Genomic DNA, 21,317 nt, shown 5'->3' with positions numbered 1-21,317 from the left:
TTCAGAACGTACGCTTCTTTCAGAAATTTGTGAAGCTATAAAACAATGGAAACCGCCCGGTAGACTGACCACCGCGTCCGAACAGGGGAGATGATCCGGACATGACCGAGCCGAAGGCGGCGGAGCGGGACCCGGAGTCCGTGTCGCGATTCGTGGAGCACTTCGCGGCGCAGCTCGTCGAGGCCGGCCTGCCCCGCATGCCCGGACGGGTCTTCGCGGCGCTCCTCGCCTCCGACACCGGCGCGCTGACCTCCGCCGAGCTGGGGGAGCAGCTGAAGGTCAGCCCTGCGGCCGTGTCCGGAGCCGTGCGCTACCTGGCCCAGGTGCACATGGTGTCGCGCGAGCGGGCGCCCGGCTCGCGGCGGGAGCGGTACCGGGTCCACGGCGACCAGTGGTACGAGGCCCTGACCAGCCGCGAGGCCATCATCAAGCGGTGGGAGGACGCGCTGCGCGAGGGCGTGGCCAGCCTGGGCGCGGACACCCCGGCGGGCCGCAGGCTCACCGAGACGCTGGCCTTCTTCGAGTTCGTCGAGCACGAGGTCGAGACCATGATGGAACGCTGGCGGGCCCACCGGGAGCGCCTCTTCGGCACCCCGTGACGGGCCCCCGCCGCCGGATCCCCCGCCGGACGCCCCGGCGGCTTCCGGCGGCCGCTCACGCCGGCAGCGTGAGCCGCCAGGCCGCCTCGCGCACCGTCCAGGTCCGGGTGCGGACGGGCCCCGAGACCACCGCGTCCGCCCGGTAGCGGAAGTCGGCGCCCGAGACGGTCACCGAGCGGCCCTCCACCCGCAGCGCGGCGGCCTCCACGCCCGTCGACACCGGCTGGAGCACGACCTCGGCCAGCCCCGGGGCGCCCGGCCGGACCGACACCGCCTCCACCGGCTGGTCCAGGTCCACCACCGTCGCCCCGTCGACCTCCACCCGCAGCCGGGCGGGCCCGGTCACGGCCGGCTCCGCCGTCCGCGGCGGCCGGGCCACCAGCGTGCGGACCAGGGACTGGCAGGTGCGCAGGAACGGGCGGTCCGCCTCGGCGGAGAGCGCCGTGGCACCCGCCGGGACCTCCCCCGGGGACAGCGGCGGGATGCGCAGCGCCCCGAGCACCACGCCGTCGCTGTCGTCGACGAGCAGGTCCAGGCGCCGCTCGGCGCCGTCGAGCACCGCCCGCGCCGCGGCCACCGCCCCGGTCGGCAGCCCCAGGGCGCGGGCCAGGGACAGCACGCCTCCCACCGGCACCACCGACAGGGCGCACTCGGCCAGCTCGCGCTGCCGGTGCAGCACCGACACCGCCCGCAGCAGCGCCCGGTCGTCGCCCACCACCACGGGCCGGCGGGCGCCGCGGCGGGCCAGGGCGCGGGCGAATTCCTCGGGCCCCTCGGGCAGGCACACCTTGGTGTGCGCACCCGCGCCGAGCACGTCCTTCGCGATGCGCACCGACTCGCCGTCGGTCCTTCGGGCGACCGGGTCGATGACCACCAGCAACTGGTCGGAAGTCGCCACCTCGGTCCTGCCTCGCTTCCTCGGGTAGCATCTTTGTGCAAGAGCCCCTTGCGCTATTGCGCCAGGGGCTTCGTCTATTCCGGGGCATCCGGTCCGACGGTTCGTGCGGCCAACGGCGGTCGCGGTGCACGCGGTGGTCGACCCGCCGCGTACGCCCCTGACCTTGGACATGCCCCGCCCGGAAGGGGTGTACGCGCGTGCCCGCACTTGTGCTGCTCGGTGCTCAGTGGGGTGACGAGGGCAAGGGGAAGGCCACCGACCTGCTCGGTGGCTCGGTCGACTATGTGGTCCGCTACCAGGGCGGCAACAACGCCGGCCACACGGTGGTCGTGGGGGACCAGAAGTATGCCCTGCACCTCCTCCCCTCCGGCATCCTCTCGCCCGGCTGTACGCCGGTCATCGGCAACGGCGTCGTCGTCGACCCGTCGGTCCTGCTCTCCGAGCTGAGCGGTCTGAACGAGCGTGGCGTCGACACGTCCAAGCTCCTGATCAGCGGAAACGCGCACGTCATCACGCCGTACAACGTGACGGTGGACAAGGTGACCGAGCGCTTCCTCGGCAAGCGCAAGATCGGCACCACGGGTCGCGGCATCGGCCCGACCTACGCCGACAAGATCAACCGCGTCGGCATCCGCGTGCAGGACCTCTACGACGAGTCGATCCTCACGCAGAAGGTCGAGGCGGCCCTCGACGTCAAGAACCAGGTCCTCACCAAGCTGTACAACCGGCGCGCGATCGCCGTGGACCAGGTGGTCGAGGAGCTGCTGGGCTACGCCGAGCAGATCAAGCCGTACGTCGCGGACACGGTGCTGATCCTGAACCAGGCGCTGGACGACGACAAGGTGGTCCTCTTCGAGGGCGGCCAGGGAACGCTCCTGGACATCGACCACGGCACGTACCCCTTCGTCACCTCCTCCAACCCGACCGCGGGCGGCGCCTGCACGGGTGCCGGTGTCGGGCCGACGAAGATCAGCCGGGTCATCGGCATCCTCAAGGCGTACACCACCCGTGTCGGGTCGGGCCCCTTCCCGACCGAGCTCTTCGACGACGACGGCGAGGCGCTGCGCCGGATCGGCGGCGAGCGCGGTGTGACCACGGGCCGGGACCGCCGCTGCGGCTGGTTCGACGCGGTCATCGCCCGCTATGCGACCCGGGTCAACGGCCTGACGGACTTCTTCCTGACCAAGCTCGACGTGCTCACCGGCTGGGAGCAGATCCCGGTCTGCGTGGCCTACGAGATCGACGGCGAGCGCGTCGAGGAGCTGCCGTACTCGCAGACCGACTTCCACCACGCGAAGCCGATCTACGAGAACCTGCCGGGCTGGTCCGAGGACATCACCAAGGCGAAGTCCTTCTCCGATCTGCCGAAGAACGCGCAGAACTACGTCAGGGCGCTGGAGGAGATGTCCGGCGCCCCGATCTCCGCGATCGGCGTGGGCCCCGGCCGCGACGAGACGATCGAGGTCAACTCGTTCCTGTAGAGCGGGCAGGGCGTGCGGTCCGTCCCGCGCCCGTGCACACGACGCCCCCGGAGACGGCCCCGGCCGCCCCGGGGGCGTCGTCGTGCCATACGCTTCCTTGACCTGTACATGGGGATTTCCTGGTTTCCCGCGGAACCTGGGTGGCGCAAGCATCTACGCGGGTAGTGCCGTTTTCCGCCGTCCCAGACCGAGGAGCCCTGAATGCCCGTCAACCCGATGAACCGCCGGCAGTTCATCCAGAAGTCGGCCGTCACCGGTGCGGCCGTCTCGGTCGCCGGAGCGGCCGCGCCCACGCCGGCCGCGGCCGCCGAGCGCGCGCCCTCCGGACCCACCCCCGGAAGACCGCCGCGCACCTGGTCGTTCTCCGTCCTGGGCACCACCGACCTGCACAGCCACGTCTTCGACTGGGACTACTACGCGGACGCGCCCTACAAGGACAAGGCGGGCAACTCCGTGGGCGTGGCGCGGGTCGCGACCCTCATCAAGCAGCAGCGCGCGGCCAAGGGCGAGGACCGCGTCCTGCTGGTCGACGCCGGCGACATCATCCAGGGCACCTCGCTGGCCTACTACTTCGCCCGCGTCGACCCGATCACCGGCACGGGCGGCAAGCGCGGCCCCCGGCACCCCATGGCCGTCGCGATGAACCACATGCGCTACGACGCGGCCGCCCTCGGCAACCACGAGTTCAACTACGGCATCGAGGTCCTGCGCAAGTTCGAGAGCCAGTGCCGCTTCCCGCTGCTCGGCGCCAACGCCCTGGACGCGAAGACGCTCCGTCCGGCCTTCCAGCCGTACACCGTCAAGCGGATCCGCGTGCCCGGAGCCCCCGACATCAAGGTCGGCATCCTCGGCCTGACCAACCCCGGCATCGCGCTGTGGGACAAGGACAACGTCAGCGGGAAGATGGTCTTCCCCGGCCTGGTCGAGCAGGCGAAGAAGTACGTGCCGCGGCTGCGCGCCCTCGGCTGCGACGTCGTCTTCCTGACCGACCACTCCGGCCTCGACGGCTCGTCCTCCTACGGCGACGAACTCCCCTACGTGGAGAACGCCTCCAACCTCGTCGCCGCGCAGGTCCCCGGCATCGAAGCCATCCTCGTCGGCCACACCCACACCGAGGTCCCGTCGTACACGGTGAAGAACGAGCAGACCGGCGAGGACGTCCTGCTGTCCGAGCCGTACTGCTGGGGCTACCGCCTCAGCGTCTTCGACTTCGAGCTCGAACTGCACCACGGCCAGTGGAAGGTCACCGGGAAGAAGGCGCAGACCCTCAACCCGAACACGGTGGACGAGGACCCGGAGATCAAGCGGCTCCTGGAGGCCGACCACGAGCTGGTCGTGAAGTACGTCAACACGGCGGTCGGCACCTGCACGGAGGACCTCTCGGCGGCGGACTCCTGCTGGAAGGACGTGCCGATCATGGACTTCATCCACAAGGTCCAGGCGGACACGGTGAAGGCGGGCCTGTCCGCGGCCGACGCGGCGCTGCCGCTCATCTCGGTCGCCGCGCCCTTCAGCCGCACGGCGGACATCCCCCAGGGCAGCGTCACCATCAAGGACATCGCCGGGCTCTACATCTACGACAACACCCTGTACGGCAAGAAGCTGACGGGCGCGCAGCTCAAGGACTACCTCGAGTACGCGGCGAAGTACTACCACCAGGTCCCCGCCGGCACGAAGGTGGACACGGCCACCCTCACCAACGCCAACAACTTCTGGGACTACATGTACGACACGGCGTCGGGCGTCGACTACGACATCGACATCGCCCAGCCGGAGGGCTCCCGGATCAAGAACCTCACCTACCAGGGCGCCCCCGTCGCAGCCGACCAGGTCTTCGTCGTCGCGGTGAACAACTACCGCGCCAACGGCGGCTCCGGCTACCCGCACATCGCGGCCGCCGACATCGCCTACAGCTCCACCAACGAGATCCGCCAGCTGATGATCGACTACGTGACCGCGAAGGGCAGCCTCGACCCGGCGGACTTCGCCGCCGTCAACTGGCGTCTGACGCAGGCCGGCACGCCGGTCTTCTAGCGCCTGCCGGGACACCGGCCGGGCCGCGGTGGCGGGCGCCCCTCGGGGCGCCCGCCCCGCAGTCCGCCGCCGCCGGGACCGGGTCAGCTGAAGACGATCATCGAGCCCTGGGCCAGGCTGCGGGTCGCCGCCGCGTGCAGCCCCAGCCACACGTGGCGTTCCCGGGCGAAGGGGCTCGGATCGTACGGCGCGGGCGCGGCCGGCTGCTCCAGCTCGGTGGGCGCGGACGGCGGCTCCGGCGCCGCCGGCGGATTGGCCGGGTCGATGCCGAGGGCCGGGGCCACCTGCTCCAGCTCCCGCAGCAGGGCCTGGGAGGACCCCAGCGGGCCCCCGCCCGCGAGCATGTCCTCGGTGGACAGCGGCTGCGGGAAGTCCAGCGGCACGTAGGCGCCGGCGTGGTCGTAGTGCCACACCAGGTGGGACTGCTGGGCCGTCGACTCGAACATCTCCAGCAACTGCTCGTAGTCGCCGCCCAGTTCGCCGACCGGGGTCAGCGGCAGCCCGCACAGCTGCAGCAGGTAGGCGCGGCGCAGGAAGTGCAGCGCGTCGTAGTCGAAGCCCGCCACCGGCGCGACGTCCCCGGACAGGCCCGGCATGTACTGGTACACCGGGACCGGCGGGAGACCGTTCTCGGCGAGTACGGCGTTGTACTGTGCGAGCTCCTCGGCGAACGGGTTGTCGGGCGTGTGGCACAACACGTCGACGAGCGGTACCAGCCACAGGTCACAGGCCAAAGAGGGCTCCTCAACTCAGAACCGGTGCGCGGTGGGCGGCTGCGCGCGGGTCGGACGCACGGAAGATCGGTCGCACGGCGGCCCATCGCACCGTGGTCATGGCAGCGTAGTCGGTGCGGCCGGGCTCAGCGTCCCTCGTGCAGGTCCCATACCCATACGCCGCCCGTCCACCTCCCGGGCCGGCCCACCAGCTTCGACACCGTCTCCCGCAGCGGCCCGTCGTTCGGCTGCGGGGCGAGGACGAGCACGCCCGCGTGCCAGAAGGCGAAGTCGGCCCGTGCCTGCGCCCGCCAGTTCGGACCGATCGCCGGCACCGACCCGCTGTAGCGCACGTCCCGCAGCAGGTCGGAGGTGTAGCGCGGCGACGCGCCGTAGATGCCGATCCGGTCGGGGCCGTAGGGGCCGTTGAAGTAGCCGCCGGGCAGCCGGAAGCCGAGGTGCGCGGCCGTCTGCCAGTGCAGCGCCTCCGCCCCGGCCGGGTCCGGCAGCGGCACCGGGACCAGGGACTCGCCCGCGCGCACGTACGGCTTCCACAGGCCGTCGGCGATGAACTCCGGCACCCGCGGGCGCTCCTCGGTGCGCAGCGGCGCCGGCACGATCGGCAGCAGCGCGAGGCTGACGGCGAGCAGGCCCGTGTAGAGGGTGCCCACGCGGCGGACGGCCGCCAGCCGGTCCAGCGCGAGGGCCACCAGCAGGCCGAGCGCGGGCGCGCAGACCATCGCCACCCGGCCCTCGATGACCGACTCGAACAGCGGCCGGTGGGCGAGCAGCGCCCACGGTCCCGGGTAGACCGTGTCGGTCAGCGGGATGCGGAACCTCGGGCCCAGGGACAGCAGCGCCGCGCCCGCCGCCGTGACGGCCAGCGCCCTCACCAGGGCCCGCTCCCACAGCCGTACGGTGATCGCGAAGGCCAGCAGGGCCAGTGGCCAGCCGTAGAAGGCGTTCTGCTCGGTGGGGTTGAGGGAGAGCCGGTTCGCCGTGGCCGCGTTCCCGGCGAGGGACCGCTCGGCGAAGGCGAGCAGCGCCAGCGGGCTGTTGCCGGCGTTGTCGCCGTGCAGGACGCTGCGGTAGCTCTGCGGTCCCGCGAACTGCCAGTGGAGCGGGTAGGCGACGACCGGCAGGCACACCGCGGCGCCGATCAGCAGCCCCCGCAGCAGCGGCCGCCAGGCCCGCCGGGCCACGTCCGGGCGCGCGGCCGCGTACGCGGCGGCGAACAGCGCCATGCCGATCGCGGCGAGCAGCAGCGGCTCCTCGCCGAGGAAGATCTGGTACGCGGCCATGAGCCCGAGCACGATCCCGTCCCGCCGGACGCGGGTGCCCTCGCACAGGCGCAGCGCCCGGTCGATCAGCAGCGGGATCATGAACAGGATCACGAAGTTGGGGTGCGCGTTGGCGTGGCTGACCATCGGCGGCGCGAAGGCGGCCAGGGCCGCGCCGACGCAGGCCGCCGCCCGCCGCCGCACCACCCGCCGGACGATCAGCCAGTACCAGGAGACGGCGGTGGCGGCGAGGCCCAGGGTCATGCAGACGCTGAGTGCGACGGCCGGCCCGAGGAGCAGGGTGACCGGTGTGAACGGCACCGACAGGCCCAGCATGGCCGTGTTGGCCATCAGGTTCACGCCGTCGGGGAAGCCCTGCAGGTCGCTGAAGAACGGATTGCGCAGATGGGCCGTGCTGTCCGCGGTCACCGCGAAGAACCACTCCCACTGGTTCTGGTCCTGCAGCGAGTCCGGCAGGTAGCGGTGGCCGGGGTCGACCAGGCGGCCCGAGTACAGCGCCACCGCCATCAGCAGGAACAGGGCGGTGGCGAGGAGGTCGGCCGGACGCAGCGAACGGGCCTTGAGCCGGGCGAGTTCGCCGAGCACCCGGCCGTAGTCGAGCGCGCCGACCTTGGAGCCGGACTGGTGGGACCAGCGGACCGGCACCTCGGCGACGGGCCAGCCGGCGCGGTGGAAGTGCTGGAGCACCTCCACGTCGATGCCCCAGCCGTCGAGCCGGGAGGCGGCGAAGGCGGTGCGGGCCAGGTCGCCGTCGAAGAGCTTGAAGCCGCACTGGGTGTCGCGTATCCCGGGCACCGCGACCCGCCGTATGAGCAGGTTCCCGGCCCGGCCGAGCAGTTCGCGGACCCGGTGCTGGCGGCTCTCTATCGTCGCGCCGGACACCGAGCGGGAGCCGATCGCCGCCGCGCAGCCCTCGACGAGCGCCTTGTCGAGGTGTTCCAGCTCCTCGATCGGGGCGGCCAGGTCGGCGTCGGTGACCAGCACCCGCCGGCCGCGGGTGGCGGCGACGCCGATCCGCAGCGCGTGCCCCTTGCCGCGGTTGCGCTCCGCCGCGACGAGCCGGACCCGCGGATCCTGGCGGGCGGTCACCAGGCCGCCGGTGCCGTCGGTGGACCCGTCGTCGGCGACGACGATCTCCCAGCTGCCGAAGCGGCCCTCGTTGTCGGTGAGGTAGGCGCCGACCGCGTCGAGGGTGGGGCCGAGCCGCCGCTCCTCGTTGTAGGCCGGTACGACCACGGACAGGTCCACGACGCCGGTGGCGGACCTGCTCATGCGGCGGCCAGCCGCTCGAGGAGGCCGAGGGAGTGCGCGTTGTAGGCGGCGACGACCGCACGGGCGGCCACCGTGTCGCGGGCCCCGAGGGCGTCCACGAGACCGGTGTGCCCGGCCCACAGCACCCCGCGCAGATCGGGCAGCCGGCGCAGGTACTGCACCGCGCACACCCACGACTGCAGGCGCAGCCGGTGCAGGAAGTCGCCGAGGTAGGGATTGCCGAACAGCGCGCTCAACTCGCGCCAGAAACGCAGGTCGTAGCCGATCAGCACGGTCAGTTCGCCGGCTCCGGCCGCGCGCTGCGCCTCCTCGCCGCGGCGGCGGACCACGGCGAGCGTGGCCGCGGTGCGCGGGTCGCCGGGGTCGCGGAAGGCCTCGTGCCCGGCGTCGAGGGCCTGGAACATGCCGTCGATGACGAGGGCGCGCGCCTGGAGCATCTCGCGGTAGTCGTCCAGGGAGTACTCGTGCACCCGGAAGCCGCGGTGCTGGACGGCCTCCAGCAGGCCCTGCGCCGACAGGTCGACGAGCGCCTCCCGCACCGGAGTCGCGGAGACGCCGTACTGCTCGGCGATCTCCTTCACCGTGAACTCCTGCCCCGGCTGGAGCCGTCCGCCCAGGACCTCGTCCCGCAGTGCGTCCGCGATCTGCTGCCGCAGGGTACTGCGCGTCACGGCGCCGGTGCCGCTGATGCCGGGCATGGTCGGGGCGTCTCCTTGCGCGTGCCGGTGGCGTGCTCGTACGTGTAGGTCTACGAACACGCCACCTTACGCGTTCGGGCCGCCCGCCCGACCGGTGATCCGGGCCCCGGGAACTACACCGTGTACCGGTCGGCCACCGACAGCGCGGAGTCCAGGACGGCCAGGCCCTCCTTGAGTTCGGCCTCGCTCGCGTTGCACGGCGGCACCACGTGGGTGCGGTTCATGTTGATGAACGGCCACAGGCCGCCGGCCTTCGCGGCGGCGCCGAAGGCGGCCATGGGCGCGTTGGCCTCGCCGGCCGCGTTGTAGGGGACCAGCGGCTCCCGGGTCTCCCGGTCGCGGACCAGCTCCAGCGCCCAGAACATGCCGGTGCCGCGCACCTCGCCGACGCTCGGGTGCCGCTGCGCCAGCTCCCGCAGGCCCGGCGCGAGGACCTCGGCGCCCATCCGCCGGGCGTGCTCGACGACGCCCTCCTCGGCCATCACGTTGATCGTCGCGACCGCGGCGGCGCACGCCAGCGGGTGCCCGGAGTACGTCAGGCCGCCCGGGTAGGGCCGCTTGCCGAAGGTGTCCGCGATCTCCCGCGAGATCGCCACACCGCCCAGCGGCACATAGCCGGAGTTCACGCCCTTGGCGAAGGTCATCAGGTCCGGCACCACACCGGACAGGTCGGCCGCGAACCACTCACCGGTCCGCCCGAACCCGGCCATGACCTCGTCCAGGACGAAGACGATCCCGTACTTGTCGCACAGCTCGCGCACCCCGGCGAGGTAGCCGGGCGGAGGCACCATGATCCCCGCGGTGCCCGGCACCGTCTCCAGGACGATCGCGGCGACGGTCGACGGCCCCTCGAAGGCGATCGTCGTCTCCAGGTGCTCCAGGGCGCGGGCGCACTCCTGCTCCTCGGTCCCGGCGTAGAAGCGGGACCGGTAGAGGAAGGGCGCCCAGAAGTGGACCACGCCGGCGGTGCCGCTGTCGGACGGCCAGCGCCGCGGGTCGCCGGTGAGGTTCACGGCCTGCTGGGTGCCGCCGTGGTACGAGCGGTAGGCCGAGAGGACCTTCGGGCGGCCGGTGTGCAGCCGGGCCATCCGCAGCGCGTGCTCCACGGCGTCCGCGCCGCCGTTGGTGAAGAAGATCTTGTCCAGGTCGCCCGGGGTGCGCTCGGCGACCAGCCGGGCCGCCTCCGACCGCGCCTCGACCGCGAACGCCGGGGCGAAGGTGGCCAGGGTGGCGGCCTGCTCCTGGATCGCGGCGACGACCTTGGGGTGCTGGTAGCCGATGTTCGTGAAGACGAGCCCGCTGCTGAAGTCCAGATAGCGCTTGCCGTCGTAGTCCCAGAAGTACGAGCCTTCGGCGCCGGCCACGGCCGGCGGGTCGATGAGCTCCTGCGCGGACCAGGAGTGGAACACGTGCGCGCGGTCGGCGGCCTTGACGGCTGCCCCGGCTTCGGGATTCGGCTGAGGGGTCATGCGGGCGAGCGTAAATGCCCGCGATCCGGACGCGGTATCGGCGTCCTGTCTGCGGTCCGCGGGTTTCCGCGACAGGTTGTCGACAGCCGCGCCGTTACGGAACCGTAGACAGCAGTCCCGGCGCCGCTCCCCGGTGCCGCACTATCCTCGATCTGTCGCACAGGGGCGTATCGGGGGATATCGGGGGAGGCGGCGGAGTCGTGCAGAAACTCGGAGCCGGTGATCCACAGCGCATCGGGGCCTACCGGCTGCTGGCGCGGCTCGGCGCGGGCGGGATGGGGCAGGTGTACCTGGCCCGCTCCGACCGGGGCCGCACCGTCGCCGTGAAGCTGGTGCGGCAGGAGCTGGCCGAGCAGGAGGAGTTCCGGGCCCGCTTCCGCCAGGAGGTGCAGGCCGCGCGGCGGGTCGGCGGGCACTGGACCGCGCCCGTGCTCGACGCCGACACCGAGGCCGCCGTGCCGTGGGTGGCCACCGGATACGTCGCCGGACCCAGCCTCCAGCAGGTCGTCGGGCACGACCACGGAGCGCTGCCCGAGCGGTCGGTGCGGATCCTCGCGGCCGGGCTGGCCAGCGCGCTGAAGGACATCCACGCCGCCGGGCTGATCCACCGCGACCTCAAGCCGTCCAACGTCCTGGTGACCATCGACGGGCCGCGCGTCATCGACTTCGGCATCGCGCGGGCGCTGGAGACCGTCACGGACGGCGGGCTCACCCGCACCGGCGCGCTGGTCGGCTCGCCCGGCTTCATGGCGCCCGAGCAGGTCCGCGGCGACCGGGTGACGACCGCGTGCGACGTCTTCTGCCTCGGCTCGGTGCTCGCCTACGCCACGACCGGCTCCCTGCCCTTCGGCGGCGCGGACAGCGGCGTGCACGCGCTGATGTACCGCATCGCCGAGGAGGAGCCCGACCTGGACGGCGTGCCCGAGGGGATCGCCGACCTGGTCCGCGCCTGCCTGAGGAAGGACCCGGCCGGCCGGCCCGCACTGGACGAGATCCTCGCCCGCACCGGCGCGGAGGACACCGTCGCCGAGGGGCATTTCCGCGACCCCTGGCTGCCGAGCGCCCTGGTCGCCCAACTCGGGCGCGGAGCGGTGCAGTTGCTGGACGCGGAAACCCCTGAGGACGCGGCGGAGGCGGCGGGCGCGCAGGTGGCGGCGGACGTGCGGGGGGCGGGGAAGGACGGTCCCGCACCGGGCCCGGCACCCTCCGCCGCCGCGCCGACCCCTCGGCCCCCGGGCGCCCCGGGCGGTGCGCAGCCCCCGGTGAACCACCTGCCGACCATGGTCGCGGGCCAGTCCCCGCCGCCCGGCCCGGCGCCCGCCTACCCCGCCTACGGCTATCCGCACCAGCACCCCGGACCCGCCGCGTACGGCCACCCGCCCGCCGGGTCCCCGTCCGCCGGTACCCCCGCCGCGCACCCGTACGGCGGCCTCGGCGCGACCCCGCCGTACGGGCCGCCGCCGGCCGGATCCACCCCGCCCTACGGCCCCGCCCCCTTCCCGGCGCAGACCCCGGGGCGCGGTTCGGGCCGCTCCACGGCGCTGCTGGTCGCGGTGGCCCTGGTCGTCGCGCTCGGCGCGGGCGGCTCGGTGTACGCGCTCATGAGGGGCGGCGGCAGCGACGACGGCAAGGGTGCCGGCGGGGTCACCACGGCCGACGGCGCCCCCGCGACCCCCGGCTCGACCGCGCCCGGCACCACCCCGGCCGACGGGCAGCCGGACCCGCCGCCGGCCGCGGAGGGGGCGGTCCCCGCCGGGTACCTCGGCACCTGGACGGCGTCCATCACCAACGCCTTCGGCGAGAACCCCCGCCGGCTCACCCTCACCCAGGGCCGGGTCGGCGCCGCCGTGCTCACCCTCGTCGCGGACGGACCCACCGACGGAGGCGGCAGCTACCACTGCGTGTTCGAGGCCCGGCTCACCCAGCAGCCCGACACCGGCGGTCCCCTGGAGATCGGCCCGTCCGCCGTGACCAGCGGCCACCCCATGTCGGCCTGCACCCCGGGCGCGGCCACGGAGGTCACCCTCCTCCCGGACGGAACCCTCCGCCGGGTCAACACGGACACCGGCGAATCGCTCACGTACACCCGGCAGTGATCCGGCCGGAGCCGGGACGGCCGGATCACCGCGGCCGCGGGACCCGCGGGCCTCATCGGTCGGCCTTCTGAGGCCCCGGCTCCGGGCCCGGGCCGCCCAGTGCCGCCGGGGCCCGGCGGTCCGGCCGGCCGCCCCGTCGACGCGCCGGCCCGTGCCCGGTGGGGTGCCGGCCGGACCCCGGCGGTGCGCCCGCCGGACCGTGGTCCCGGCCGGCGCCCGGCACCCGGCGCCCGGCCCCGGGGGGCCGTAGACCCGGCGGTCGGTCAGCGTGGCTCCGGGGGCCGTTGGCGGGGCATGTTCGGGCGGGCGCCGTTCGGCGGGGGGAGCGGGAAGCGGCCGTGTCCGCCCTGCGGTTCCGGGCGGGCACCGCCCGGAACCGCCGACTGGATGCCCAGCGGCGCCGCCCCGACCCGGAACTGCACCATCCAGTCCGCGGTCTCCGTGCGCACCAGCTCCGTCACGTCCTCGGAGAACCGCCGCAGCACCCCGAGGCACCGCTCGGCGGCCTCACCGGCCGTCCCCTCCGCCGGGCCCAGCACCTCCCGCACGCTCTCGGAGGCCCAGTCGAACTGCAGCACCTGCAACCGCCGGTGCACCGCCTGCGCGGTCGCCACGTCCCTCATCCAGCCGGACGTCACCCCGAAGTACCGGTCGATCGCCACGCACGCCACCGACAGCAGCAGCGCCAGATACCCCCACGGGGCCACCCCGCCGACCGCGCCGGTGAGGTCCAGCAGCGGCAGCGCCGCCGCGGCGACCGCCCCCGCCGCGGCACCGCACCTCAGGCCGCGCGCACCGCGCCGCTTCCACACCCGGTCCGCCAGGTACCAGGACGCCGTCTGCAGCGCCCCCTGCTCCACCCACCGGTACAGCTCGTCCAGCCGGTGCGCCGGCTCCCCCCAGTCGCCGTGCGGGAAGGGCCGCCCGGTCGGCCCGCCCGGCCGCAGCCCGGCCGCCCCCTCGCCCCGTCCGTCGTGAGCCGGCCCCTCGGGCTGCATCTCCGGCTGACCCACCCGGCACTCCCTCCTGACCACGGTGCGTGACACCGCCCCGGCCGTACGGCGTCCACCCGACCCGAACCGGCGCCCGCCGCCCGTGCGCCGGACCCCTTCCTACCGCCCAACGGGTGGCGAAGCGGCCGGATGCGCCGGTTTTCCGCCCGGAAGAGGGCCGTGATCAGGTAGAGGACACACCCGGAACTCACCCGAAAGAGTGGCGGGGCGCGGTCCGCCCGGAGCACGTAGGCTCGTGCACAACGGGGTTCCGCACGGGGCCCCGCCCCGGACAGCCGTGAGAAAGCAGGAGCCGATCGTGATTCCCGGTGGTGGCCAGCCCAACATGCAGCAGCTGCTCCAGCAGGCCCAGAAGATGCAGCAGGACCTGCAGCGGGCGCAGGAGGAGCTGGCGCAGACCGAGGTCGAGGGCCAGTCGGGCGGCGGTCTGGTGCAGGCCACCGTCACCGGCTCGGGCGAGCTGCGCGCCCTGCGGATCGACCCGAAGGCGGTGGACCCGGAGGACACCGACACGCTCGCCGACCTGGTCGTCGCGGCCGTCCAGGCGGCCAACGCCAACGCCCAGGCCCTCCAGCAGCAGAAGCTCGGCCCGCTGGCCCAGGGGCTCGGCGGCGGGGGCATTCCGGGACTGCCGATCTGACGTTCGCCCCGCACGTCCGGCGTTCACCCCACGCGCCCCTTCGGACCGCCTTCCTCGGGAAGCCGGTCGCCGACTACGGTACGTACTGACAGTGCGCGCGGCCCCGTCCGCCCGCACCCGGATCGAGGAAGGCTTCCCCGTTGTACGAAGGCGTGGTCCAGGACCTCATCGACGAGCTGGGGCGGCTGCCCGGCGTCGGTCCCAAGAGCGCCCAGCGGATCGCCTTCCACGTCCTGCAGGCGGAGCCGGCGGACGTACGGCGCCTCGCGCAGGCCCTGCTCGAGGTGAAGGCGAAGGTCCGCTTCTGCGCGACCTGCGGCAACGTGGCGCAGGAGGAGCTGTGCGGCATCTGCCGCGACGCCCGCCGCGACCCCGCCGTCATCTGCGTCGTCGAGGAGCCCAAGGACGTCGTCGCCGTCGAGCGCACGCGTGAGTTCCGCGGGCGCTACCACGTCCTCGGCGGCGCGATCAGCCCCATCGAGGGCGTCGGTCCGGACGACCTGCGCATCAGGGAGCTGCTGGCCCGGCTCGCGGACGGCACCGTCACCGAGCTGATCCTGGCCACGGACCCCAATCTGGAGGGCGAGGCTACGGCCACGTACCTCGCCCGCATGATCAAGCCGATGGGCCTGAAGGTCACACGCCTGGCCAGCGGCCTCCCGGTGGGTGGCGACCTGGAATACGCGGACGAGGTCACCCTCGGCCGCGCCTTCGAGGGGAGACGACTCCTAGATGTCTGACGCGACGCTGCACGCGACCAGCCAGAACCCCGACGACTTCGCGGTCCAGATCGCGGACCAGATCGAGAGTTTCCTGGTCGCGGTCACGGAGGTCGCGAAGGGCGACGAGCCGGACTCGGCGGTGCCCTTCCTCCTCCTGGAGATCTCGCAGCTGCTGCTGGCCGGCGGCCGGCTCGGCGCCCACGAGGACATCGTCCCCGACGAGCGCTACGAGCCCGACTCCGGTCCGGAGCAGGACGTGGACGTGATGCGCGAGAACCTCGCCCGTCTGCTGGAGCCGATCGACGTCTACTCCGAGGTCTTCGACCCCTACGAGCCCCGCCGGGCGCCGGTGCCCGCGCGGATCTCCGACGACCTGGCCGACGTCGTCACCGACCTGCGCCACGGCATGTCCCACTACCGGGCCGGCCGCACCACCGAGGCCCTGTGGTGGTGGCAGTTCTCGTACTTCTCCAACTGGGGCTCCACCGCCTCCGCCGCCCTGCGCGCCCTGCAGTCCCTGGTGGCCCACGTCCGGCTGAACCAGCCCCTGGAGGAGCTGGACGGCCTGGACACCGACCAGGGCGTCGGCGACGAGGCGCTGGAGGTCGAGGCGGGACGGGTGATGGTGCGGGAGATCGCGGACCCGCTCGGCCTGCGCGCCCGCAAGTAGCACCGCCCTCACTCCTGGCGTCCGCCCGTAAGCGGACGGTAGCATCGGCGGATGCTCGACATCCGTGCGCGCCTGCGGGAGTTGGGGCTCTCCCTGCCCGGCGTGAGCCCGCCCAGGGGCGTCTACGCGCCCGCGGTGCGCAGCGGCAGCCAGGTGTACGTGTCCGGCCAGATCCCGATGGCGGCCGGCGGCCGGCTGCTGGCCACCGGCAGGGTCGGGGAGTCGGTGACCGCCGAGGAGGCGTACGGACTCAGCCGCCGGTGCGCGCTGGCCGCCCTCGCCGCCGCGGACCTCGCGGCGGCCCCGGAGCCCGTCACCCGGGTGCTGAAGGTGGTCGGCTACGTGTCCTGCGCCGAGGGGTTCCTCGGTCAGCATGCCGTGGTGGACGGCGCCGGCGACCTCTTCCTCGCGGTCTTCGGCGCGGCGGGCCGTCATGTCCGCAGCACGGTCGGGGTCGCCCGCCTCCCGCTGGACGTCCCGGTGGAGATCGAGGTCGTCTTCGCGGTCGGGGACTGACCCGCACCGGGCGGCCCGGTCCGGCCGGGTGCGTCCGCCGTGCCCGGCCGCACCCCCGCCCCTCTACATCGGGGTGGCGGTGCCCGTGACCTCGATGCCGCTGCCGGGCTCCCGCGGCACGGTCACCGTGATGGTGCTCGGCCGCCCCATGTCCTCGCCCTGGTGCACCGTCAGCGTCGCGGGGGCGGCCACCAGGCCCGTCTCCCGCAGGTACCCGCCCAGTGCGGCGGCGGCCGCCCCGGTGGCCGGATCCTCGACCACCCCGCCCGGCGGGAAGGGGTTGCGGGCGTGGAAGACGGTCGGAGACTCCCGCCAGACGAGGTCGACGGTGGCCCAGTCCCGGCGCTGCATGAGCCGGGCGAGGGCGGGCATGTCGTAGTCCAGCCGGGCCAGCCGGCCGCGGTCGGCCGCGGCGACCACCGGGTGCCAGGCGCCCGCGTAGGCCGCCCGGGGCGGCAGCGCCGGGTCCAGGTCGCCGGCCGGCCAGCGCAGCGCCTCCAGCAGTTCCGCCAGGTCGTCCTCGGCGATCGGGGCCGTCCTCGGCGGGACGCTGACCAGGGTGGCCACCACCGAGCCGTCGGCGGCCGCCGAGGTGACGACGGGGACGTCCCCGGCCCGGGTGCGCAGCAGGAGCCGGCCGGGGCCGTGCCGGTGCGCGTACGCCACCGCGGTGGCGATGGTCGCGTGACCGCAGAAGGGGACCTCGGCGAGCGGGCTGAAATACCGGATGTCCAGGGCGCCGTCGTCGGACGGCAGCACGAACGCCGTCTCCGAGTGGCCGACCGCCGCCGCCGTCGCCAGCATCGCGGCGTCGTCGAGTCCGGTCGCGTCCAGTACGACACCCGCGGGATTGCCTCCGGCGGGGCTGGTGGCGAAGGCCACGTACTCCAGAACCTCCATCGGCGGAGCGTAGCGGCGCGCGATACGGAGAGTCAAAGCCCGTGCGTGCGGGCCGGGTTGGCCGGCCGGGGTCAGCCCCAGGTCAGCAGGTCCCCGGTGATGCCCAGCCCCATGGAGAACCCCAGCGCGATCCGCCGGGACCCCGAACTGGGCCGTACCGCGTGGAAGTTCCTCGGGTCGAGCAGCAGCGCCTCGCCCACCGCCGGGGTGATCGCGACCGATTCGGCGTCCCCGACCACGTCCTCGGCGTAGCCGTAGGAGTCCGGGAGGCGGCGGCTCTCGTCGGAGGGGTGCCAGCGGTGCCGCCAGATGACCGTCTCGCCGCCGCGCTCGGGGACGCTCAGGTACAGGTTGAACGCGAACTGCGCGACGAGCGGCACGTCCAGGAGGTCGCCCCGGAACTCCCGCTGGGCCTCGTCGAAGTGCACCTGGAAGCCGTCGTTCGGCTCGCGGGCCACACCGGGGGCGAGGGTGCGGCCGCCCCGGCGGCCGACCTCCACCGCGCCGGGCCAGTCCCTCCCCAGCGCCTCGCGGCAGCGCGCGAAGGGGTCGTAGGGCAGTCCGAGGCCCTGCCAGGCCCGGCCGGCCGCCTCGGCGGCGGGCCAGTAGCTGTCGGCGACCGTGCCGCCGCGCCGGTGGTCGCTGACGCCCACGCCGAACCGCATCACCGGGGGCCGGACGCGCTGCCTGCCGTACGTCTCGAAGGGGGCCGCCTCCAGGGCGTGCAGGATCCGGGCGCAGTCGGCGGCGGGCAGCACGTCGGGGACCGCGACGGCGGCGCAGCGTCCGGCCGCGAGGTCGGCGATGTGCTGCCGGGTGAAGGCCGGTCCGGTGACGACGGAGAAGTGCGGGTCGTGCGGTGCGGCGGCAGCCGGGGCCGATAAGTCGGAAAGGCGCATGCGGGCATCCCGTCCCTCGCGGATCGGCGTGGTTGTCGGGCGTGGACCGGTGCGATCGTCAGGCCGGATGGGCGTAGCTGAAGTCGCGGTACGCGGTCGCCGCGCTCGTCTCCAGCACATGGCGGTCGGCGCGCAGGCCCTCGAGGGCGATCTGCCGCGCGATCTCGCGCCGTGAGGAATCGCCGCCGTGTTCGGAGCGTGCCGGCTCCGTGGCCTTCGGTAAGGCGCTGTCGCGCTCGGGCTTCTCCCTCTCGGCGAATGGATTCACACCAGCCCCCCAAGTGTGCGGCAGTTCATCGAGCGTCGCGACGCGGTTACGGTCGGCATTCAGAGAGTGACGGCTGCCGATGCTAGGCCGCAAGACCCCGTTCGGGCGATGTTTTTGCCAACTCGGTGCAACAACCGGATCCGGCTCAGAGGGAGTTGCGGACCCGCTCCAGGAGGTCCTGGGTGAGCCGCGCCTCCGGGTGCGAGGCGCCGAGGACCCGGCTCTGGTCGTCCAGAAGGGCGCCGAGCGCCCCGGTGGCCAGCTCGACCTGTCCCTGGAGCAGGTGCGCGTAGGCGCCGCAGTACCGCAGCCGCATCACCGGGTGCGAGTCGTCCGGCTGCGCGGCGTCCTGCCGGGCCTCCTCGATCAGGGCGACGGCCTCGGACACCTTCTCCTGCTCCAGCAGGCTGCGGGCCAGCGTCTCGCGCACGTGCAGCGTCTCCGGCGTGGCCGCGGGCCAGCGCCGGAGCCGGAGCCGGACGGCCAGGATCCGGCGCAGGTGGCCCTCGGCGTCGGCGGCCCGGCCCTGGCTCAGGATCGCCCGTGCCAGGGTGTGCCGCACCACCATGGTGTCGGCGTGCTCCTCCCCGCGGACCCACTTCTCGTCCGCGACGACCGACCGCAGGATGTCCTCGGCCTCCGGCGCCCGCTTCTCGCTCTGCTCCAGGATGGCCCGGGCGAGCTTGTGCCGGCTGGCCAGCGTGTCGGGGTGCCGGTCGGCGAACAGCCCGGTGCGGTGCTCCACCACCAGGCGCAGCTCGGCCTCGGCCGCCTGGAGCTCGCCGCCCTCGAGGTGGATGCGGCCCTTCTCGTGGCGCAGCCCGAGGATCTCGGGGCTGTCGTGGCCGAAGCCGTAGGCGCCGCAGTCGCCGATGATCGGGAACAACAGGTTCCGGGCCGGGCCGAGGTGCCCGGCGATCAGCAGGTAGCGGCAGGTCAGCCGGGCGAGTTCGACGGCCCGGCCGAGTACGTGGCGGTCGGTCACCGGCCCGTCGGGCCGGAGCACCGCGCGGGCGACCTCCATCGCGTGGGTGGTCACCGTGGCCCACACGGGCCACGCGTCGGGATAGTCGGGGTTGTGGCTGCGCACCGCGTCCAGCAGCATCCGCACGTTCAGCGCGTAGTAGTCCCCGGGCCGCCGCCGGACGTCCGGGTCGTCGCGGAGGATCCCGTGGACGACCGGGTGCAGCGAGAGCATGTTCCGGCGCTGGTCCACCTCGACCAGTTCCAGGTCGTGCAGGCCCATGATGACTTCGCGGCGGCGGTGCAGCGGGAAGTCCGCCCAGAGCGGGGAGCCGGTGACGGCGGCGCCGTCCAGGAGCCGTCCGTAGGGGATCGGGGCGATGTTCAGGCAGGCGAACGCCTTGAGCAGGGGTGCCGCCTGGGGCAGTTCGCGCCGCTCCAGCAGGCCCAGCGAGATGCCGTAGACCTTGTCGACGATCTTCTCCAGGCCCAGGGACTCGCCGCCGTCGCCGGTCCGGGTGCCGGCGGGGGCGGCGAAGCGCCGGGCCCACGCCGTGCGGTAACTGGCGAAGTCCTTGATGTCGGCGGCGCCGAGCGTCACCCCGCTGGCACGGACCGACCGGACGTACGTCGCCGCCGTCCGCAGCGCCAGCGGGAGGCCGCCGAGGTCGACGGAGAGCAGGCGCGCCTCCTGCTCCGTGCCGGCGTCCGTGCCCGCGCGGTCGAGGAGCAGCGCGGCGCCGTCGGACGCGTCCAGCAGCGGTACCCGGTGGACATGGCTCCACGAGCCCCATACGTCCTCGTCGCGGATCCTGCTGGTCACCACGACCGTCCCCGCGGTGCCGCGCGGCGGCCGCAGCCAGCCGGTCGCGTCCTCGACCTGGCCGCCCCGCGGCCCGAGCCGTGCGGGGTCGTCCGCGTTGTCGAAGACGATCAGCCACGGTTCGGCCGCCCGGTTCAGCGCCCGCCAGACCAGGTCCGTCTGGCTGCCGTTGCCCTTCCACGCCTCGTCCGCCTGGCTGTCGGGGATGCCGAGGTCGCGGGCGACCTGCCGCATGCAGGCGCTGAGCTGGTTCACCCGGATCCACCACACCCTGCGGTTCCCCGCGTCGGCGCGGGCGGCGATCTCCAGGGCCAGCCTGCTCTTGCCGCTCCCGCCGGGCCCGGCGAGCACGTGCACGCCCGACTCGGCGGAGGCGATGGTGGAGACGATGTTCCGGCGCCGCTCGCCGTGGAGGACGCCGTCCGCGTGCGGCAGGTCGACCGAGAAGGGCGCGTCCTCCTCGCGGGCCTGGTCGGGGGGCTGCCGGGGGGCCGGGACGACGTGCTGGAACGGCGGTGCGTAGGCGCCGCCCTGCGGCAGCGCGCCGGAGAGCGCGGAGGGGGCGGATCGCGAGGCGCCGTCCGGCTCGCTCCCGCTGCTCGCGGAGGCGTCCGCCGTCACGTCGAGCAGTACCCTGCGCAGTTCGCGGTACGACTCGGACCGCCGGTCGGCGGGGCGCACGATCGAGAAGTGGTCGCCCTCGATCACCCCGCCCCGGTACGGGTTCACGGCGGTGTAGGACGGCACCACGTTGTCGGACTCGCCGCCGAACGCGGACAGGGGGACGGGGCACTCGGTGTCGGAGGCCCGCCGCGCGCCCACCACCCTCTCCAGGACGGCCTGCTGGGCCTCCAGGAGCGCTCTGCTGCGGAGCGGGCGCAGCTCGCGCTCCTGCGGGTGCCTCCACAGCAGGAGGGCGGTGCGCAGCCAGAGGAGGAAGCCGGAGCCGTTGTGCGGGCAGGCGAACATCACGACGTGCTTGATGTGCACGAGGTGCCGCCCGTGCGCGCGCTGCAGCGTCCGGGCCAGGAACCGCTGGATCACCAGCCCGCCCTGGCTGTGGCTGACCAGGACGACCGGCGCGCCGTCGGCGCAGTTGGTGCGCAGCCAGGTGCCCAGGCGGTCCGCGATGTCGTCCAGGTCGCCGATGCGGCGGTCGGGCCGTAATCGGACACGCGGGGACCGGTAGGCGAAGGCGTGCACACCGACCAGGCCGGCCAGTTCCGGGTCGGCGGTCAGGAGGTCCCGGAAGGGCTGCCACATCTGCGCCGACGAGCCGAGGCCGTGGACGAGGACGACGTGGGTGCGCTGGGGCATCGCCATCGAAACCTCCCGGCCGCAA

At 73.7% G+C, this 21,317-nt stretch carries 18 protein-coding genes; 8 read left to right on the top strand and 10 right to left on the bottom strand.

Annotation, left to right across the window (positions count from 1 at the left end; translation table 11 throughout):
- The first annotated feature begins 101 nt into the window (after window positions 1-101).
- Complete coding sequence (locus tag P3H78_RS19410) at window positions 102-599, top strand: GbsR/MarR family transcriptional regulator (protein WP_276110304.1); 498 nt, start codon at window positions 102-104, stop codon at window positions 597-599.
- A 55-nt stretch (window positions 600-654) separates the two neighbouring features.
- Here P3H78_RS19410 and P3H78_RS19405 read toward each other — a convergent pair whose 3' ends face one another.
- Window positions 655-1,497 (bottom strand): diacylglycerol kinase family protein, encoded by an 843-nt coding sequence (locus P3H78_RS19405; protein ID WP_276110303.1) that lies wholly within the window; start codon window positions 1,495-1,497, stop codon window positions 655-657.
- A gap of 197 nt (window positions 1,498-1,694) precedes the next feature.
- Here P3H78_RS19405 and P3H78_RS19400 point away from each other — a divergent pair, with 197 nt between their 5' ends.
- Both P3H78_RS19400 and P3H78_RS19395 read left to right on the top strand, forming a co-directional pair.
- Entirely contained in the window at window positions 1,695-2,978 is a 1,284-nt protein-coding gene (locus P3H78_RS19400; protein ID WP_276110302.1) for an adenylosuccinate synthase, read from the top strand.
- 201 nt (window positions 2,979-3,179) lie between these two features.
- Window positions 3,180-5,012, top strand: a complete 1,833-nt coding sequence (locus tag P3H78_RS19395; RefSeq protein ID WP_276110301.1) for a bifunctional metallophosphatase/5'-nucleotidase — start codon at window positions 3,180-3,182, stop codon at window positions 5,010-5,012.
- Between the two features lie 83 nt (window positions 5,013-5,095).
- Here P3H78_RS19395 and P3H78_RS19390 read toward each other — a convergent pair whose 3' ends face one another.
- From P3H78_RS19390 to P3H78_RS19375, 4 genes are all read right to left on the bottom strand, one after another.
- A complete protein-coding gene (locus P3H78_RS19390) occupies window positions 5,096-5,746 on the bottom strand; it encodes a putative DNA-mimic protein (protein ID WP_276110300.1) in 651 nt (216 codons plus the stop codon).
- 125 nt (window positions 5,747-5,871) lie between these two features.
- Complete coding sequence (locus P3H78_RS19385) at window positions 5,872-8,298, bottom strand: dolichyl-phosphate beta-glucosyltransferase (protein WP_276110299.1); 2,427 nt, start codon at window positions 8,296-8,298, stop codon at window positions 5,872-5,874.
- A complete protein-coding gene (locus P3H78_RS19380; RefSeq protein WP_276110298.1) occupies window positions 8,295-8,996 on the bottom strand; it encodes a GntR family transcriptional regulator in 702 nt (233 codons plus the stop codon). The genes P3H78_RS19385 and P3H78_RS19380 overlap by 4 nt, the downstream gene beginning before the upstream one ends.
- A 113-nt stretch (window positions 8,997-9,109) precedes the next feature.
- Entirely contained in the window at window positions 9,110-10,465 is a 1,356-nt protein-coding gene (locus P3H78_RS19375) for an aspartate aminotransferase family protein (RefSeq protein WP_276110297.1), read from the bottom strand.
- A gap of 200 nt (window positions 10,466-10,665) precedes the next feature.
- Between P3H78_RS19375 and P3H78_RS19370 the strand changes: the two genes are divergently transcribed.
- The gene (locus P3H78_RS19370; protein WP_276110296.1) at window positions 10,666-12,561 is read left to right on the top strand and encodes a serine/threonine-protein kinase; all 1,896 of its coding nucleotides are present in this window, start codon (window positions 10,666-10,668) and stop codon (window positions 12,559-12,561) included.
- Between the two features lie 263 nt (window positions 12,562-12,824).
- Here P3H78_RS19370 and P3H78_RS19365 read toward each other — a convergent pair whose 3' ends face one another.
- The gene (locus P3H78_RS19365; RefSeq protein WP_276110295.1) at window positions 12,825-13,574 is read right to left on the bottom strand and encodes an SLATT domain-containing protein; all 750 of its coding nucleotides are present in this window, start codon (window positions 13,572-13,574) and stop codon (window positions 12,825-12,827) included.
- Window positions 13,575-13,872: 298 nt separating this feature from the next.
- On the opposite strand from P3H78_RS19365, the gene P3H78_RS19360 reads away from it, so the two are divergent.
- From P3H78_RS19360 to P3H78_RS19345, 4 genes are all read left to right on the top strand, one after another.
- Window positions 13,873-14,214, top strand: a complete 342-nt coding sequence (locus P3H78_RS19360; RefSeq protein ID WP_276110294.1) for a YbaB/EbfC family nucleoid-associated protein — start codon at window positions 13,873-13,875, stop codon at window positions 14,212-14,214.
- Between the two features lie 140 nt (window positions 14,215-14,354).
- Window positions 14,355-14,954, top strand: a complete 600-nt coding sequence (gene recR / locus P3H78_RS19355; protein WP_276110293.1) for a recombination mediator RecR — start codon at window positions 14,355-14,357, stop codon at window positions 14,952-14,954.
- Entirely contained in the window at window positions 14,947-15,606 is a 660-nt protein-coding gene (locus P3H78_RS19350; protein ID WP_276110292.1) for a DUF5063 domain-containing protein, read from the top strand. Before recR ends, P3H78_RS19350 begins: the two co-directional genes overlap by 8 nt.
- Before the next feature lie 51 nt (window positions 15,607-15,657).
- A complete protein-coding gene (locus P3H78_RS19345) occupies window positions 15,658-16,122 on the top strand; it encodes a RidA family protein (protein WP_276110291.1) in 465 nt (154 codons plus the stop codon).
- A gap of 63 nt (window positions 16,123-16,185) precedes the next feature.
- Here the strand turns inward: P3H78_RS19345 and P3H78_RS19340 are convergent, their stop codons facing one another.
- The 4 genes from P3H78_RS19340 to P3H78_RS19325 form a co-directional block, all read right to left on the bottom strand.
- Window positions 16,186-17,022, bottom strand: coding sequence for a PhzF family phenazine biosynthesis protein (locus P3H78_RS19340; protein ID WP_276110290.1), 837 nt, complete (start codon window positions 17,020-17,022; stop codon window positions 16,186-16,188).
- Between the two features lie 71 nt (window positions 17,023-17,093).
- Window positions 17,094-17,921 carry a 2OG-Fe(II)-dependent halogenase WelO5 family protein gene (locus tag P3H78_RS19335; protein WP_276110289.1) on the bottom strand — a complete coding sequence of 276 codons (828 nt, stop codon included), beginning with the start codon at window positions 17,919-17,921 and terminating at the stop codon, window positions 17,094-17,096.
- Window positions 17,922-17,979: 58 nt separating this feature from the next.
- A complete protein-coding gene (locus P3H78_RS19330) occupies window positions 17,980-18,189 on the bottom strand; it encodes a hypothetical protein (RefSeq protein ID WP_276110288.1) in 210 nt (69 codons plus the stop codon).
- A gap of 145 nt (window positions 18,190-18,334) precedes the next feature.
- Window positions 18,335-21,298 (bottom strand): alpha/beta hydrolase, encoded by a 2,964-nt coding sequence (locus P3H78_RS19325; RefSeq protein WP_276110287.1) that lies wholly within the window; start codon window positions 21,296-21,298, stop codon window positions 18,335-18,337.
- Window positions 21,299-21,317 lie beyond the last annotated feature (19 nt).

Origin of the sequence: Streptomyces tropicalis (assembly GCF_029269835.1) — a bacterium.
GTDB classification, from domain to species: domain Bacteria; phylum Actinomycetota; class Actinomycetes; order Streptomycetales; family Streptomycetaceae; genus Streptomyces; species Streptomyces tropicalis.
Note: the sequence above shows the minus strand (reverse complement) of the source record. Positions and strands in the feature narration are given on the sequence as shown.

Coding starts and splice junctions, on each gene's coding strand:
- P3H78_RS19410 (WP_276110304.1), top strand. CDS start 102: ATGACCGAGCCGAAGGCGGCGGAGCGGGACCCGGAGTCCGTGTCGCGA.
- P3H78_RS19395 (WP_276110301.1), top strand. CDS start 3,180: ATGCCCGTCAACCCGATGAACCGCCGGCAGTTCATCCAGAAGTCGGCC.
- P3H78_RS19385 (WP_276110299.1), bottom strand. CDS start 8,298: ATGAGCAGGTCCGCCACCGGCGTCGTGGACCTGTCCGTGGTCGTACCG.
- P3H78_RS19380 (WP_276110298.1), bottom strand. CDS start 8,996: ATGCCCGGCATCAGCGGCACCGGCGCCGTGACGCGCAGTACCCTGCGG.
- P3H78_RS19375 (WP_276110297.1), bottom strand. CDS start 10,465: ATGACCCCTCAGCCGAATCCCGAAGCCGGGGCAGCCGTCAAGGCCGCC.
- P3H78_RS19350 (WP_276110292.1), top strand. CDS start 14,947: ATGTCTGACGCGACGCTGCACGCGACCAGCCAGAACCCCGACGACTTC.
- P3H78_RS19345 (WP_276110291.1), top strand. CDS start 15,658: ATGCTCGACATCCGTGCGCGCCTGCGGGAGTTGGGGCTCTCCCTGCCC.
- P3H78_RS19340 (WP_276110290.1), bottom strand. CDS start 17,022: ATGGAGGTTCTGGAGTACGTGGCCTTCGCCACCAGCCCCGCCGGAGGC.
- P3H78_RS19335 (WP_276110289.1), bottom strand. CDS start 17,921: ATGCGCCTTTCCGACTTATCGGCCCCGGCTGCCGCCGCACCGCACGAC.
- P3H78_RS19325 (WP_276110287.1), bottom strand. CDS start 21,298: ATGGCGATGCCCCAGCGCACCCACGTCGTCCTCGTCCACGGCCTCGGC.